We start from the raw sequence: 14,214 nt of genomic DNA, 5'->3' as shown, positions 1-14,214 counted from the left end.
CCCATGACTCAACAGCTGGCGTGGTGGCGCCTCAATCGCTTTCCGCTGTTCGTCGCCGCCCGCACGCTGTCCATCATCGGCGACTTCGCCGCTGCGGCCGCCCTGACCGTCCACCTCTACCAGGACAAGGGCTCCGGGATCGCCGTCGCCGGCTTCTTCGCCGCGCGGATCGTCCCGCGGCTGCTCGGGCCGCTCGGCGGCGCGCTGGCCGACCGGTTCGCCCCGCAGAAGCTGCTCGTCCTCTGCGATGTGGTCGCACTCACCCTCTATCTGACGATCGCTTGGCTGCAGCCGTCCTACTTCCTGCTCCTCGGGATGGTGCTGGTCACCGAGTCGGCAGCCACCGTCTCGGCCCCGGCGGCCCGGACCATGATCGCGAAGACGGTCCCGGCCGAATCGAGGGCGAAGGCGAACTCCGTCCTGATGATGATCGCCACCGCCAGCATGACCCTGGGCTCCGGCTTCGGCGGTCTGGTGACGGGCTTCGGCTACCGGTACGCGCTCGTGGTCAACGCGTTCTCGTTCCTCGCCTCGGCGATCCTGCTCAGCTTCGTCCCCGCGCGTTCCGGCCCGGCCGGCACCGCGCCGAAGGAGGCCGCCCTGGCCGCCTCCGCCCTGACGGGTGTCCGCGCGCTGCTCCGGGACCCCCACCTCAGGCTCGTCGCCTTCGCCACGGCGGGGACGACCTTCGCGATCGCGGTCGACCGGCCGGCGCTCATCGGCCTCGTCGACTCGACGCTTCACGCCTCCGGTTCGGTCTACGGCCTGGTCCTCGGCACCGTGAGCCTGGGCGGCCTGCTCGCGGCGACGCTGACCCTCCGCTCGAAGCGGTTCGCCCCCTCGCCACGCCTGTTCGCGGCCGCCCTGGTGGTGCTCGCTCTCGGCCATCTCGCCATCGGTGCCTCCTTCGACCTCGCCTTCCTCTTCGGGGCCGCGCTGGTCGCCGGCGTCGGAACCACCGTGCGGGACGTCTCCGGGATGACCCTGCTCCAGGGCTTCAAGGACACCGAGTTCCTGGGCGTGGTGATGGGCACGGTCATGAGTGCGACGTTCCTGGCGGACATGCTCGGCTCACTCGTCGGCGGTCTGCTCACGGACGCCGTCGGCCCGCGGGTCACCTACGCGGTGGGCGGCGCCCTGTTGGCGACCGCCGCGGCCCTGGCCCTGTCGCGCGGCCGGGCCCCGGTTCCGCAGGACCGGCCGGCCCCCGCGACCGAGCCGACCTCCGTGGCCCAGCCGGCCTCCGGCGGGTAGCCGCCGCGCGCCCGGCCCCGGGATCGGCCCGTCACCGGGATCGACCCGTCACCGGGTCAACAGCATTCTGCAGCAGGATTGTTACACACCGTGGCGAAGAGGTGTCGGCGGCATTGGTAGCGTCGGTCGAGGTTGGTCACCACTCACTGGAGAGGGTTCATGAAACTGCTCCCGACGTTCCTCCGCCGACCGATGGAGGCTCTGTACGAGCACCGCTTGGCCGGCACCCTGGAGGGACTGCCGCGTCCGAAGCACGTCGGGATCATGCTCGACGGCAACCGGCGGTGGGCCCGGCAGGCCGGGCACTCGGACGTCCGGGAGGGGTACCGGGCCGGCGGCGCCAAGGCGGCCGAGTTCCTGGACTGGTGCACGGCCGCCGGGATCGGGCACGTGACGCTCTTCATGCTCTCCGACGACAACCTCGGGCGGCCCGCCGAACAGCTCGGTCCGCTGATCGAGATCATCGAGGAGACCGTCCGGGACATCGCGGCCCTGGACCGGACCTGGGAGGTCCAGGTCATCGGCTCGCTCGACCTCCTGCCCGGCGACAGCGCCCGGGTCCTCAAGGAGGCCGCCGCCGCGACGGCGGGGCGCCGCGGGCTGAAGGTGGACGTCGCGGTCGGCTACGGCGGGCGGCGGGAGATCGTCGACGCCGTGAAGAGCGCGTTCGAGAAGCACGTCGCGGCCGGCGGCGACCCGCTCGAACTGGTCGACCGGCTCGACATCGACGACATCTCCCGCCACCTGTACTCGCCGAACGCCGACCAGACCGACTTCATCATCCGCACCTCGGGGGAACAGCGGCTGTCGGGCTTCCTGCTCTGGCAGTCCGCGTACGCCGAGATGCACTGGGTGGACTGCTACTGGCCCGCGTTCCGGCGGGTGGACTTCCTGCGCGCGCTGCGCTCGTACGCGAGCCGCGAGCGCCGCTTCGGCCGGTAGTCCGCGGTCACCGGGCGGGCCGGCCACCGACGGGCCCGGTGCGGCCCGTCGGTGGCGGCGCGGCCCGTCGGTGGCGGCGCGGTCAGCCCCGCTCGGCCGCGCGCTCCGCGACGACCAACATGTTGGTGGGCAGCCGCGCCTCGAACAGGCCGGTGAAGACGGACTTCCCGGCGGACAGGACCGCGGGGTCGAGGGCGGTGCCGGACCCGGTGGTCTCCTGCTCGATCGCCTCCAGCAGGTGGAGCTGGTGCGCCATGGTCTCCGGGGTGATGTCCCGGTACTCGACCGGGAGCAGCCGGGCCGTGATGAGCGCGCGGAGGTACTCGTCCAGCTTCAGGAACGGGCTGTTCATCGAGAGCCTGCGGTAGGCCTCGACGACCTCCCGCTCCTGCTCGGTCGGCGTGGTGACCTCCACCCGGTCGGTGAGCACCAGGCGGCCGCCGGGCCGCAGGACCCGGGCGATGTGCCCGAAGGCGCGCGGGCGGTCGTTCATGTGCACCAGGGACTCGATCGCCATGATCGCGTCGAACGACGCGTCGGGGTAGGCCATCTCCTCGGCGTCGACCACCTCGAAGGTCACCCGGTCGGCCACGCCGGCCAGCTCCGCGGCCTCCCGGGCCTGCTCGACGAGCTTGGGGCTGGTCGCGATGCCGACCACCTCGACGCCCGCGGCCTTCGCCAGGCGGATCGCCGGGGCGCCGAGACCGCAGCCGACGTCGAGCACCCGGGCGCCCGGTGCGACGGCGAGCCGCTCGATCACCAGGTCGGTCATCCGGTCGGTGGCTTCCTGCAGCGAGCTGCTGTCCTCCGGGGAGGTCCAGTACCCCACGTGCACGTTGTTGCCGACCAACTGGTTGATCAGCGGGATGGAGTTGTCGTAGAACGCCGCGACGTCGTCCTTGGTCGGGACGAACGCGGCGGTCGGGGTGTCGGTCACGGTGCATGCCTTTCGACGGGGGTGGAGACGTGGGCCGGGACGGGGACCGGGAGGCGGGCCGGGACGCGCGCGCAAGCGGGCCGGAGCCGGGGGCCGGAACGTTTCACCCGAGAACGGGGACGGGCGGGAAGTAGGTGTGGCCGGACGTCAGCCGGACCTCGCCACTGAGCACGCCGTTCCACACGAAGCCCTCGCCGTGGTAGCGGGGCGCCATGTAGGACCACCGCTGGTTGGCGGCGCTGATGGACTGGAAGGCCTCCAGCACCGGCAGCAGCCCGGGGCTGGCGGCCAGCGACGAGGCGCGGATCGCCTCGTACTGGCGCACCGCCCGGTCCTGGCGGTCGTCGATCAGTTCCGCCACCTTGTCGACGGCCTCCTGCAGGCTCAGCCCCTCGAAGCGCCGCAGCAGGCAGACCGCGTTGTTGTGGTCCCCCCGGGCGCACTCGGCGCGGAACGACAGCAGGTCGTTCGGGAGGTACCAGTGGTCCATGATGCTGTTCCAGAACTCCTTGACCAGCGGGTGCCCGAGGGCCTCGCGGTCGAGGTCCACGCCGACCACGTACTCGGTGACCACGTGGTAGAAGAGCGTCGCGGAACTGCCGCCGGCCGCACGCATCTCCATGTAGCTGTCGAGGTCGGTGATCCGCCGGCTGAGAAGGTCGGTGGCCTCCTCCCGGATCGTCTCCAGGCTGTAGTGGTTGAACGCCTCCACCAGCCGCTCGAACATCACCGGGCTGCACTTGGCGCTGAACCGGGTGATCAGGTCGTTGATGCTGTCCATGGCCCAGGGCTCGTCCGGCGCGCCGCCGCCCTCCAGCATGCCCCGCAGCTTGCCGATGTAGCCGTCCACCGCGCTCTGCCGGGCCGTGTCCGAACTGTCCGGCGTGGTCCGCAGCCGGGCGACGTCGGCGTCGTGGATGAAGAGCCAGTCCGTCAGGTTGCAGACGTCCAACACCCGTTCGGTGTCCAGGTTGTAGTAGGACATGCAGACGAACATCGCGCTCAGGTTGTCCCGCAGGATCTGGTCGGCCACCTCCCGGTTGCCCGGCAGCAGCTTCTCGCGGACCCAGGCCTCGTGGCGGCGGAGGATGTCGTAGTACTCGGGGTGCAGGCCGCAGGTGAAGCGCTGGGCCAGCGCCGGGAACCGGATCCGGGTGTCGGGGCCGATTCCGGGACAGGGGTTGGGCTCTTCGACGGTCATGGGCGGTGCTCCTCGGTACGGGTGGGGACGAGCGGATTCGACGGGTGCTCAGGCATCGGTCGCCGGCGCGCCGGCACCGGTGTAGGGGCAGCCCGCCGCGCCCGCGTCCGGCGCCTGCGGGGACGGCGCCGGGGCGCGGCGCGGGCGCCGCTTGGCGGTCAGCGTCAGCCCGACCGGTTCGAGCAACGCGGCGCTGCGGGTCCCGACCCTGGCCCGCGGCGACCGCACCAGCCGCCAGTGCGCGACGATGGTGGCGAGGGCGATGGTGGCCTCGGTGAGCGCGAAGTTGTTGCCGATGCACTGGTGGATCCCGGCCCCGAACGGCACGTAGGCCTCGCGCGGCCGGTCGGCCGAGCGCTCGGGCAGCCAGCGGTCCGGGTCGAAGCGCTCGGGGTCGGGGTAGAAGCGGCGGTCGTGGTGGATCGCGTACGGGCTGAAGAACACGTAGGTGCCCTCCGCGACCGGGTGGCCGCCGAGCTCGGTGTCGGCCGCAGCGATCCGCGGCAGCAGCCAGGCGGGCGGGTAGAGCCGCAGGACCTCGGTGACCACGCGTCCGAGGTGCTCCAGCTTCGGCAGGTCCTCGACGGTGACCGGCCGGCCGGCGAGCACCTCGTCGACCTCCGCCTGGAGGCGCTCCTCGACCTCCGGGTGGGTGCTGAGCAGGTGCAGCGCCCAAGCCAGCGTGGTGGCGACGGTCGCGCTGCCGGCCGAGAAAAGCGTGACGACCTCGTCGCGCAGTTCCTTGTCCCCCAGCGGCTCCCCGTTCTCGTCCCGGGCGGCCAGCAGCATCGACAGGAAGTGCTCCGGGTCCGCGTCGGCCCGGCGGCGGTGCTCGGCCACCACGTGGTCACCGAGCCCGTGCAGGGCCCGCTGGGCCCGGGAGAAGCGGCGGTACTCCGCGGTCGGGAGGGTGTGGGCCCAGGCGGCGGGCACCACGCTGCGCCAACCGATCCCCTTGGACGCGGTGGACACGGCCCACACGATCCGGTCGGTCATCTCGTCGGTGAAGCGCCCTTCGTACAGCATGTTGCCGATGACCGAGACGGCGAGCTGGAAGAGGTCCTTGTGCGCGTCGACGGCCTGACCGCTGCGCCAGCGGGCGGTCATCGCCTCCGCCGCCTCCCGCATGCCCGAGTGGTACGCGGGCATCCGCGAGCGCTGGAAGGCCGGCTGCATCAACCGCCGCTGGCGCCGGTGGAAGGGGCCCTCGCTGATGGCGAGGCCGTTGCCGACGAACGCGCTGCTGATCTCGTAGAGCGGGCCGGCCTTGACGAAGTCCTTGGTCCGGGAGACCAGCAGCTCCCGCACCAGCGTCGGATTGTTGACGATCGCGGCCTCGTGGGGGCCGAGGCTGAGCATGGTGATGTCCGCGAGCTCCCGCTGCTCCGAGAGGAACTTCAACGGCCAGACGGCGAAGCCCAGTACGTGGCCCAGGACGGGTACCCGCCCGGGCATGGTTCGGACCTTCGTCTGCAGGACTTGCGACATGATCACGTTCCTCGAACTCGTCCGGGTGTTCTCAGGCGATGCGGGTGGTGGTGGCGGCGGCGAGGCCGACCAGGACGCCCCTCGCGGGCGCGCGCAGCGGCGCCTCGGCGAGGCTGTCCAGCGCTCGCCGCCGCCGGTCGGCGATCATCTGCTCGACTGCGGCCACCGCCCCGGTGTCGACCAGGATGGACCTGACCTCCTCGGCCGCGTCGTGGCCGAGCTCCGGATCGCCCAGGCAGGCCGCCAGCCGGCCGGCCTGGGCGGGGGTCGCCCGCTCGTAGGCGGTGGCGACGAGGACGGTGTGCTTGCCCTCGCGCAGGTCGTCCAGGGCCGGCTTGCCCGTGTGGTCGGGGTTCCCGAAGACGCCGAGCAGGTCGTCCCGGAGCTGGAAGGCCTCGCCGAGCGGCAGGGCGTAGTCGGACAGCGCCCGCAGCTGCTCCTCGTCGGCGCCGCCGAGCTTCGCGCCGACCTGCAGCGGGCGCTCGAAGGTGTACTTGGCGGTCTTGTACCGGATGACCTTCCACATGGTGTCGGTCTCCGGGTGCCGGTGCCCGGTCGACTGAAGGTCGAGGTACTGGCCGACGAGGGTCTCGGTGCGCATCGCGTTGAGCAGGGCCCACGGGAGGCGGGACCGGTGCTCCGCGGCGGCCTCGTGGTACAGCAGGTCGTACGACCAGCCGAGGGTGAGGTCGCCGAGCAGGATGGCGGCGTTGGTGCCCAGGGACTCCGCCCGCGGATGGTGCCGGTGGCGGCCGGCGATGGCGCGGTGCGCCGTGGGACGGCCGCGCCGGGTGGCGGAGTTGTCCATGATGTCGTCGTGGATCAGGGCGAACACGTGGAAGAGCTCCAGCGAGGCCGCGGCCCGGATGACGATGGGCGGCGGCGGCTCGTGGCTGACCGCCTGCCAGCCGGTCACGCACAGCACCGGCCGCAGGCGCTTGCCACCGGCGGCCACCATGTCGCGCAACAGCCCGGTGAACAGGAAGAGTTCGGGAACGGTTGCGGCGTTCTCCTGATCGTCGAGGAATTCGTGCAAGAGGCTGTCGACCGCCGAACGAATTCCGGCCGGGTCGAGTACGGGGCGAGCGTCCAGCGTGGTCACGTCGTATCGGTCCGTTTCAGGAAGGTCGGGATCTTCTCGACAGGAACGCGGGTCCGTCAGGAGCGCGGGCTCAGCTCCAGGAGACCCCGAGGGCCTCGGCGGCCAGCGCTCCGGCGTGGCAGCCCGCCTCGTGGAAGCCGTTGCCGTGGTAGGCCCCGGCCCAGGCGACGACGTCGTCGGTGATCTCCGGAAGCCTGCGCTGCGCGGCGACGCTCTCCCGGGTGAACACCGGGACCTCGTAGGACACCTGTGCGAGCAGCTTCCCCGGGTCGATCGTGTCGGTGGGATTGAAGGTCTTCAGGTAGCGGACGTCGGTGTCCAGGTGCTGCGACACGGTGACGTCGACGTGGCAGTCGGAGAAGACCGGGCGCGGGGAGGCACAGGAGACCTCCATCATCAGCGCGCTCGCGAGCTTGTCCGAGGGCAGGATGCTCGCATCGGTGTGCAGCGCCATCTCGACCTTGGCGTACTCGAACGCCCCCAGCACGGACCGTTCGGCCGGCGTCGGCCGGTCGAGCAGCCGCAGCGCCTGCGGCGGGTGCACCGCGACGACCGCCTTGTCGAAGGCGTGCACCCGACCGGCGCCGTCGCGCACGTCGACCCCTCCCTCGCGGCGGCCGAGCGAGCGCACCGGGGTCGACACGCGGACGTCGGACAGCCCGGCGGCGATCCGCTCGACGTAGGTCCGGCTGCCGCCCTCGACCACGCGCCAGGCCGAACGGGCCTCCGGAAGGGCGAGCGGGCCCATGGTCGCGGCGAGGAAGCGGGCCGGGATCCGGTCGAGGTCGCGCCCGTCCAGCAGGAACCACGGCCCGATCCGCGGGTAGAGGTGGTGCCGGGTGAAGTAGTCCGTGTAGGAGTGTTCGCGCAGCAACTGCCCGAGCGTGCGCTCGTCGTCGCCCGCCGCCAGCCCGGCCAGCTCGGCGCCGAAGCGCGCCATGTCCTCGGTGAACCCCCGCCAGGTCGCTTCGTCGACGTCACCCGGCCGTGGAGGCAGGCCGTCCGCGCCGAGGGTGTCGCCGTCCATGTGGGCGAACTCGCAGTCCCGGCAGATCAGATCGGCGGACTGCACGGCCTGCTTGCTCCGCACCCCGAGTTCCGCGAAGAGCCGCATCAGGTTCGGGTAGGCGACCTCGTTGAATCCGACGAAGCCCAGGTCGGCGGGGAACGGTCCCGCCATCCGGGTGTCCGCGTTGCCGCCCAGCCGGGGTTCGGCCTCGAAGACCGTGACGTCGAATCGTTTCCGAAGGATGTGGGCCGCCGTCATTCCGGACACACCCGCGCCGATGACGGCAACGCTCTGCCTTGCCATGTGCTTCCCCCGATTTCCGTCCGCCTCACGCAGGGGGATGCCCCCGCCGCACCGTGATCTACACCGGCTCGCATTCGAGTAAACGCGCGGAATTCGGCATGGTGTGCGAAGGGTCGATTCTCGGCTGATCCCCGACGTACGGGAACTCACTGGTCAGCGGCCGAACGATCGTCGGCGAAGCGGCAACGCGCCTGGCCGGGCGGCTTGATCGACCGCCCGGAAATCACCCCCCCTCCAGGAGCACCGGACGCCGCCCGCTCCCGCCGGCCCCGACTCAGTGCTTCTCCCGACCCAGGAGCAGCTTCCAGGGCGTCAGCGCCGACTCGACCTGCACGGACAGGCTCATCTTGGAGGCCCCCTCGACGCGCTCCTCGAAGTGGATCGGCACCTCCAGGATCCGCAGCCCGCGCCTGACGGTGCGGTAGTTCATCTCGACCTGGAAGGAGTAGCCGTTGCTACGGACGGACGGCAGGTCGATCGCCCGCAGAGTCTGCGCCCGCCACGCCTTGAACCCGGCCGTGGCGTCCCTGACCCCCAGGCGCAGCAGCGTGTTGACGTACACGTTCGCCCAGGCGGACAGCGCCTTGCGGTGCCAGGGCCAGTTCGTCGCGGTCGAACCGCCTGCGACGTAGCGGGAACCGAGCACCACCCCGGCGTCCGTGCTCAGCAGGGTCTCCACCATGGCCGGGATCGCCGGCGCGGGGTGCGAGAGGTCGGCGTCCATCTGGACCACCACGTCCGCGCCCTCCGCGAGGGCCTGGCCGATCCCGGCGAGGTAGGCCCGCCCCAGCCCGTCCTTCACGGTGCGGTGCAGCACGCCCACCCGGTCCGGCGCCTCCGCCGCGAGCTTGTCCGCGATCTCACCCGTCCCGTCCGGGGAGTTGTCGTCCACCACCAGCAGCCGCAGGTTCGGCAGGAGGTCCGTGAGCAGGCCCGCGAGGACGGGCAGGTTCTCCCGTTCGTTGTACGTGGGAACGACGACGACAACCTTGGGAGCGACCCCTACCATGATCCACACCTCGCGGCCTTCAGGAGGTGCCCGGGGCGCCACGCCCGCACGGCACCCGAACTACCAGTCCTTATGCTGCGACGAACTGTAGTTGAGCGCGCGGGCCGACGGCGCACCCGGCCCCGGGCGGGCCGGCCCGGGAGGCCGCGCTTCATGCGCGACCGAACCTCCAACTCCCTTGCAGCACAAGCTATATGATCAACCGTCGCACTCGGGATCCATGACGGGGAGTCAGGGCCCGGGTTTCCGTTCGAGACATCGCCTCGGCCGGATCGGTCACTCGTTGCCCTCGTCGCCGGCCGCCCCGGGCTCGCGACGGCCGGCATCTGCTCGGGGAACGGACCGCCGACGGAACCGACGGACCGTCAGATGCCCGACGTCGAACAGGAGGTGCGTCCGGGGCGCGTCGGCCTGCCGTGCCGACGCGCCCCGGACGACGGTGCGTGCCGGAATCCGGGCGTGCACCACGGACCGCCCCGCTCGGTGGCGGCGCGGTCCGCTACGGTGCCGGACGGCTCAGCAGAACAGTGACTCGCGGGCTGGCGCCGCCGACCGGGCGGGCGTCAGGCCCGGCTGGGCCGAACCCGTCGCGATCTCGGCGGGTGCGATGCAGCCCTGCTGGGCGGCCCAGGCCCAGTAACCCTTCCAGAGGCCGCAGCGCCAGTCGTTGCCGTGGGGGTCGCTGAAGGTCTGACCGTCCTTGGCCGGGGTGCACTCCGGCATGGAGGAGCACTCGTAGACCACCGAGCCGAGCCGGCACCAGGACGTCCCGAGCAGGGCCGCGGCGCCTTCCTGGACCTGCGGACCGGCCACTGGGGCCTGCACGGCGGCGACCTTCGCCGACGGGGCTCCGGGGGTCGCGGCGGCGGCCACCCCCTGGACGGCGAACAGGGCCACCACGGCCAGCGCGAGGGCCGTCAGAGCGGAGCGGATGGATCGAGATGCTGACACGATTGTCCTTTCCCGATGAGCGGTTGACGTGCGTGAGGCGTTGCCGCACGCAGGCCCGGTGGTCGTGCCCGCCGTTCCGCCGTCGGCTACTCGGGCGGGAACACCACGTTCCGGGTCGGCGTGTTGTAGCCGGGTGAGGCAAGGAGGTCATGGAGGGCGGCCGTCACCTGCTCCGGTGGGACGAAATCCGTCAGGACCTGGGTGGGCACCGCCTCCGGGTCCGCCAGGATCGCCAGGAAGAGGTGCTCGACTCCGACGTATCCGTGCCCGAGTTCGGATGCGATCCGGCCGGCTTCGTCGAGAATCGAGAGATAGCGCGGTGTAGCCGTTGGTACGTGGTCGTCCGCCATGGTGCCTCGATACCTCGTGCATGGGACCACCGGGGTGGTGGGCCCGACTCAGCGCATCGTAGTAAGGAATCCGGAAAACACGGAAGAGATCTCTTCCCGCCAGGCTGGCCGAATGCCCTTGCCCGCACCCGCGGTCGCGCCGAGTCAGCCTGAGATCAGTCAAGAGCCTTGTGGAGGTTGACGGTTGGGAAGACCGGGCGCGGCTCACCCGGGTGGCGCTCCGGAGAAGTACGCAAATTCTTCCGAGGTGGTCGGCGACGCGGCGACTTTTCCCACTGTTCGTGGCGGAATCGTCCTGTTCGCTGGTGCGACAGCACCCGGATGTCACTCGAACGGGCCGCAGCCCACGGGATTCCCGCCCATTCCGGCAGGGCCCGGCTCCGGCGCACCCCGAATTCGGCACACCCCGGCGGCCGGCCCCCGTCGGGGCCCGAGGGCGGCCGCCGTGGAGCGTTCTGGGATCATCGCCACATGACGACGAACGCAGGCCGCCCGGGCGCCGGGCCCGCAGGTGAGGTCCGCATTCCCGCCCCCGGCGGCGGGCACCTGTGGGCCGACCGCAGCGGGACCGGGAGCCCGGTGGTGCTCCTGCACGGCGCCGGGATGGACTCCCGGCTGTGGGACCCGGTCCTTCCCCGGCTGGCCGGTCGCCACGAGGTGATCCGGTTCGACGCCCGTGGCCTGGGCCGCTCCACTCCACCCGGGGCGCCGTTCAGCGACGTCGACGACCTGCGCACCGTCCTCGATCACTTCGGTCACCGGCGGGCCGCGCTGGTCGGGTTGAGCATGGGCGGGGAGACCTCACTCGACTTCGCCCTCGCCCACCCGGGGCGGGTGGACGCCCTGGTCCTGGTCGGGGCATCGGTGAGCGGCCACGACTGGCCGGAGACTCCCGAGCTGTCGGCCTACGCCACCGCCCGCCGGGAGCGGGACACGGCACGTCTGGCCGAGTTGGAGCTGTCCATCTGGGCCCCCCTCGGCCGCGCGGCCCCCGGAGGGGAACTCATCGAGGCGATGGTGGCGCACAACGCGAAGCGGCGCATCATCAGCGAGCCGCACCTCGCCCCCTCGGCGGAGGGCGACGCCGAAGCACGCCTCGGCGAGATCACGGCGCCGACGCTGGTCGTCCACGGCGACCGCGACCACCCGGAGATCGGAGTGATCGCCGAGCGCCTCGCAGCCGACATCCCGGACGCCCACGCCCGGCTGATCCCGGACGCCGACCACTACCTGCCCCTGCGCACCCCCGACCGCCTCGCCGAGCTCCTGCTGGCGCACCTCGCCCGATCCTGACGACCACGCCGGCCGCGCGTGGGAGGGGGCTGGTGCCCCCGCCGACGGGACGACGGTGGTGGGCGGTCACCGAACGGTCGGCCGAGCGGCACACGTTCGGGGTCGATCCGTTCGGGGTTGATCCGTTCGGGGCCGAGCTGCGCGACGTTCGAGCCCTGCGCGGCCTCCGGCCACCTACGGTCACCGCCACCGCACGGTGGGCTTCGGAGCATCGGCCGCCCCGGGGTCCCGAGGACCTCGGCCGTGCGCTGCCGCTCCGCCCGCACCTCTGCGCCGGCCACTACCCACCGTGACCGCCGGCATCCGAGCCTTCGCTCCGGAGCGCGACCACGGCGGCCGACACCCCGGCACGCCGGGATCCACCACTCGCCCGCCGCCGCACCACCGGCGGACGGGGTGTACCGGCCCGGTCACCGACCGTGCCGCCGACCGTGTCACCGACCGGGCGCCGGTGCGGTCGATCCCCGCAGTGGCGCGGCTCCACCGGAGCGGCGACCGCCGTTCAGCGTCAAGGGCTCGAAGGAGCGGGCTCGGCGGACCTGCCGCCGGTCCGACCGCCTCCGGGCCGATCGGTGACCCGCCGTCACCCGGTGCCCCGACCTGCCGACTCCGAACAGTCACCACCACTGCCCGGCCCCGGGCTCGCGGCCGCTACCGCCCGCATCGCCCGCGCCACTCAACGAATAAGCACGCAAGGGGCGGTGCCGCACCGCCAGAACTGAGGGAGAATCGGAGGAAAGAGGGGCGAACCCGGCCACAGCCCCGTGTGCGGCTGAGCAGGGGCGCCGGCGCCCCGCCGCCGACACCGGCGGCGCCGCCTTTCCCGCGCGCCCACCGGCCCTCCCGGAGCCGAAGCCCCGACGCGGCACGCCGAGCAGCCCACATGCTCCCCTCACCGTTCACTCCGTGATCCAGACCTGCCACGAAGGAGTGGGACCCCATGAGCGATCACGAAACCTACTTCGCGCGCGCCGACCGCGAGGCCGCCAAACGCCTTGCCGCCACCGAATCCCCCTTCACCATCGAAGTCGAGTTCCTCGGCGGACTGACCGACACCCAGAAGAACGCGTTCAAGGAAGCCGCCACCCGCTGGGCCCGCGTCATCGTCGGCGACCTGCCCGACGTCCTCATCGACGACCCGATCGAAGGCGAACGGATCGTCGACGACCTCCTCGTCCAGGCCGAGGGCAGGTTCATCGACGGCCCCGGGCACACCCTGGGCGAGGCGGGGCCCACGGCGCTGCGCCCCGACCCCGGCCCCGGGGCGTTCCTCCCGGCGACCGCGGTGATGTCCTTCGACACGGGCGACCTCGCCGCCATGGAGGCCAACGGCACGCTCGTCGACGTCATCACCCACGAGATGGGCCACGCCCTCGGCATCGGCACCATCTGGGTCGAGACCGGCCTCCTGCGCGGCAGCGGCACCCCCAACCCCACCTTCGTCGGTCCGAACGCCAAGGCGGAATTCGCCGTCCTCATGGGCAACGGATCGCCCAAGCCGGTGCCCGTGGAGAACATCGGCGGCCCGGGCACCGCCGAGGGCCACTGGCGCGAGAGCGTCTTCGACGACGAACTCATGACCGGCTTCGTCGGCCGGGCCGACAACCCGCTGAGCCGGCTGACCGTGGCCAGCCTCAAGGACCTGGGCTACCAGGTCGACCTGAGCGCCGCCGATCCCTACACGCTCCCCGACCACCTCGCACTCGCCGTCAGCGGCCGGCTGAGGGCCCACACCGCCCCCATCGACCTCGGCGTCATGCTCCCGACCGTCCCCCAGATGCTGCCCGCCGACAGTCTCCGGGCCGCGGCCTGACACCACACCCGCCATGGCGGACAACTACCCACCCCGCCGAAAGGACGAGCCCCACCACGGCGTCCGGCGTCCCGAAGCCTCCGTCCTCGGCAGCCGGTCCGTCGTCCCCAGGGACAACGTCGTACGCCCCCCGCCCAACCGGTTCACCCACACCCTGACGACCGACCAGCCCTACTGGTACGACCACAGCGGGCCCGGCGGACCACCCGACGGAACCATCCCCGCCGGCACCACCGTCGCCCTCCTGGTCCGGGCCGACGACCGCTGTCGTGTCGTCACCCCGAGCGGCCTCTACGTCACCGTCCCCTGCGCCCGGCTCCACCCCCTCGCCGACACCGCCGACACCGCCGACCCGGCGGACCGGACCTGAGGCCGGGCCCGTCGGGCCCCGCCCGGCGAGCCCCGCCGGAGTCCGTGCGAGGGCAGGGGGGCGTGCCCAATCGGGCAGTGTCGGCGTGCGCCGCCCGATCCCTGAAAGCATCCCGTTGACACCGAAGTTGGTCTAGTCCACCTTGGTGAAACGAGGTCATCCCCATGAGCCCGGCGGAGCCCCGCGACCCGG

General features: G+C 72.1%; 13 protein-coding genes. 5 read left to right on the top strand and 8 right to left on the bottom strand.

The genetic code is table 11. The annotated features are described in order from the left end of the window. Positions 1-3: 3 nt before the first annotated feature. Together AC067J_RS26905 and AC067J_RS26900 are read left to right on the top strand one after the other, a co-directional pair. Complete coding sequence (locus tag AC067J_RS26905) at positions 4-1,254, top strand: MFS transporter (protein WP_478303344.1); 1,251 nt, start codon at positions 4-6, stop codon at positions 1,252-1,254. Positions 1,255-1,413: 159 nt separating this feature from the next. Further along, positions 1,414-2,196, top strand: coding sequence for an isoprenyl transferase (locus tag AC067J_RS26900; protein WP_478303343.1), 783 nt, complete (start codon positions 1,414-1,416; stop codon positions 2,194-2,196). An 82-nt stretch (positions 2,197-2,278) separates the two neighbouring features. On the opposite strand, the gene AC067J_RS26895 is transcribed toward AC067J_RS26900, so the two are convergent. The 8 genes from AC067J_RS26895 to AC067J_RS26860 all read right to left on the bottom strand — a co-directional run bounded on the left by AC067J_RS26895 (position 2,279) and on the right by AC067J_RS26860 (position 10,546). Next, positions 2,279-3,133: an SAM-dependent methyltransferase gene (locus tag AC067J_RS26895; RefSeq protein WP_478303341.1), complete on the bottom strand. Its 855-nt coding sequence runs from the start codon at positions 3,131-3,133 to the stop codon at positions 2,279-2,281. Between the two features lie 103 nt (positions 3,134-3,236). Further along, complete coding sequence (locus AC067J_RS26890; RefSeq protein ID WP_478303339.1) at positions 3,237-4,334, bottom strand: terpene synthase family protein; 1,098 nt, start codon at positions 4,332-4,334, stop codon at positions 3,237-3,239. 48 nt (positions 4,335-4,382) lie between these two features. Further along, positions 4,383-5,822: a cytochrome P450 gene (locus tag AC067J_RS26885; protein ID WP_478303337.1), complete on the bottom strand. Its 1,440-nt coding sequence runs from the start codon at positions 5,820-5,822 to the stop codon at positions 4,383-4,385. Between the two features lie 31 nt (positions 5,823-5,853). After that, entirely contained in the window at positions 5,854-6,924 is a 1,071-nt protein-coding gene (locus AC067J_RS26880; RefSeq protein ID WP_478303335.1) for a polyprenyl synthetase family protein, read from the bottom strand. 70 nt (positions 6,925-6,994) lie between these two features. Next, a complete protein-coding gene (locus tag AC067J_RS26875) occupies positions 6,995-8,236 on the bottom strand; it encodes an NAD(P)/FAD-dependent oxidoreductase (RefSeq protein WP_478303334.1) in 1,242 nt (413 codons plus the stop codon). Positions 8,237-8,510: 274 nt separating this feature from the next. After that, positions 8,511-9,245, bottom strand: coding sequence for a polyprenol monophosphomannose synthase (locus AC067J_RS26870; RefSeq protein ID WP_478303332.1), 735 nt, complete (start codon positions 9,243-9,245; stop codon positions 8,511-8,513). A 516-nt stretch (positions 9,246-9,761) separates the two neighbouring features. After that, complete coding sequence (locus AC067J_RS26865; protein WP_478303330.1) at positions 9,762-10,196, bottom strand: hypothetical protein; 435 nt, start codon at positions 10,194-10,196, stop codon at positions 9,762-9,764. A gap of 86 nt (positions 10,197-10,282) precedes the next feature. Beyond that, positions 10,283-10,546, bottom strand: a complete 264-nt coding sequence (locus AC067J_RS26860) for a Clp protease N-terminal domain-containing protein (RefSeq protein WP_478303328.1) — start codon at positions 10,544-10,546, stop codon at positions 10,283-10,285. A gap of 471 nt (positions 10,547-11,017) precedes the next feature. On the opposite strand from AC067J_RS26860, the gene AC067J_RS26855 reads away from it, so the two are divergent. From AC067J_RS26855 to AC067J_RS26845, 3 genes are all read left to right on the top strand, one after another. Continuing rightward, complete coding sequence (locus tag AC067J_RS26855; RefSeq protein ID WP_478303326.1) at positions 11,018-11,839, top strand: alpha/beta fold hydrolase; 822 nt, start codon at positions 11,018-11,020, stop codon at positions 11,837-11,839. A 940-nt stretch (positions 11,840-12,779) separates the two neighbouring features. Then, positions 12,780-13,652, top strand: a complete 873-nt coding sequence (locus tag AC067J_RS26850; RefSeq protein ID WP_478303325.1) for a leishmanolysin-related zinc metalloendopeptidase — start codon at positions 12,780-12,782, stop codon at positions 13,650-13,652. 13 nt (positions 13,653-13,665) lie between these two features. Then, complete coding sequence (locus AC067J_RS26845) at positions 13,666-14,022, top strand: hypothetical protein (RefSeq protein ID WP_478303323.1); 357 nt, start codon at positions 13,666-13,668, stop codon at positions 14,020-14,022. Positions 14,023-14,214 lie beyond the last annotated feature (192 nt).

This window comes from Kitasatospora sp. NPDC042419 (assembly GCF_056437345.1).
This window is presented reverse-complemented; position numbering and strand designations above follow the sequence as displayed.

Coding starts and splice junctions, on each gene's coding strand:
- AC067J_RS26905 (WP_478303344.1), top strand. CDS start 4: ATGACTCAACAGCTGGCGTGGTGGCGCCTCAATCGCTTTCCGCTGTTC.
- AC067J_RS26900 (WP_478303343.1), top strand. CDS start 1,414: ATGAAACTGCTCCCGACGTTCCTCCGCCGACCGATGGAGGCTCTGTAC.
- AC067J_RS26890 (WP_478303339.1), bottom strand. CDS start 4,334: ATGACCGTCGAAGAGCCCAACCCCTGTCCCGGAATCGGCCCCGACACC.
- AC067J_RS26885 (WP_478303337.1), bottom strand. CDS start 5,822: ATGTCGCAAGTCCTGCAGACGAAGGTCCGAACCATGCCCGGGCGGGTA.
- AC067J_RS26875 (WP_478303334.1), bottom strand. CDS start 8,236: ATGGCAAGGCAGAGCGTTGCCGTCATCGGCGCGGGTGTGTCCGGAATG.
- AC067J_RS26870 (WP_478303332.1), bottom strand. CDS start 9,245: ATGGTAGGGGTCGCTCCCAAGGTTGTCGTCGTCGTTCCCACGTACAAC.
- AC067J_RS26860 (WP_478303328.1), bottom strand. CDS start 10,546: ATGGCGGACGACCACGTACCAACGGCTACACCGCGCTATCTCTCGATT.
- AC067J_RS26855 (WP_478303326.1), top strand. CDS start 11,018: ATGACGACGAACGCAGGCCGCCCGGGCGCCGGGCCCGCAGGTGAGGTC.
- AC067J_RS26850 (WP_478303325.1), top strand. CDS start 12,780: ATGAGCGATCACGAAACCTACTTCGCGCGCGCCGACCGCGAGGCCGCC.
- AC067J_RS26845 (WP_478303323.1), top strand. CDS start 13,666: ATGGCGGACAACTACCCACCCCGCCGAAAGGACGAGCCCCACCACGGC.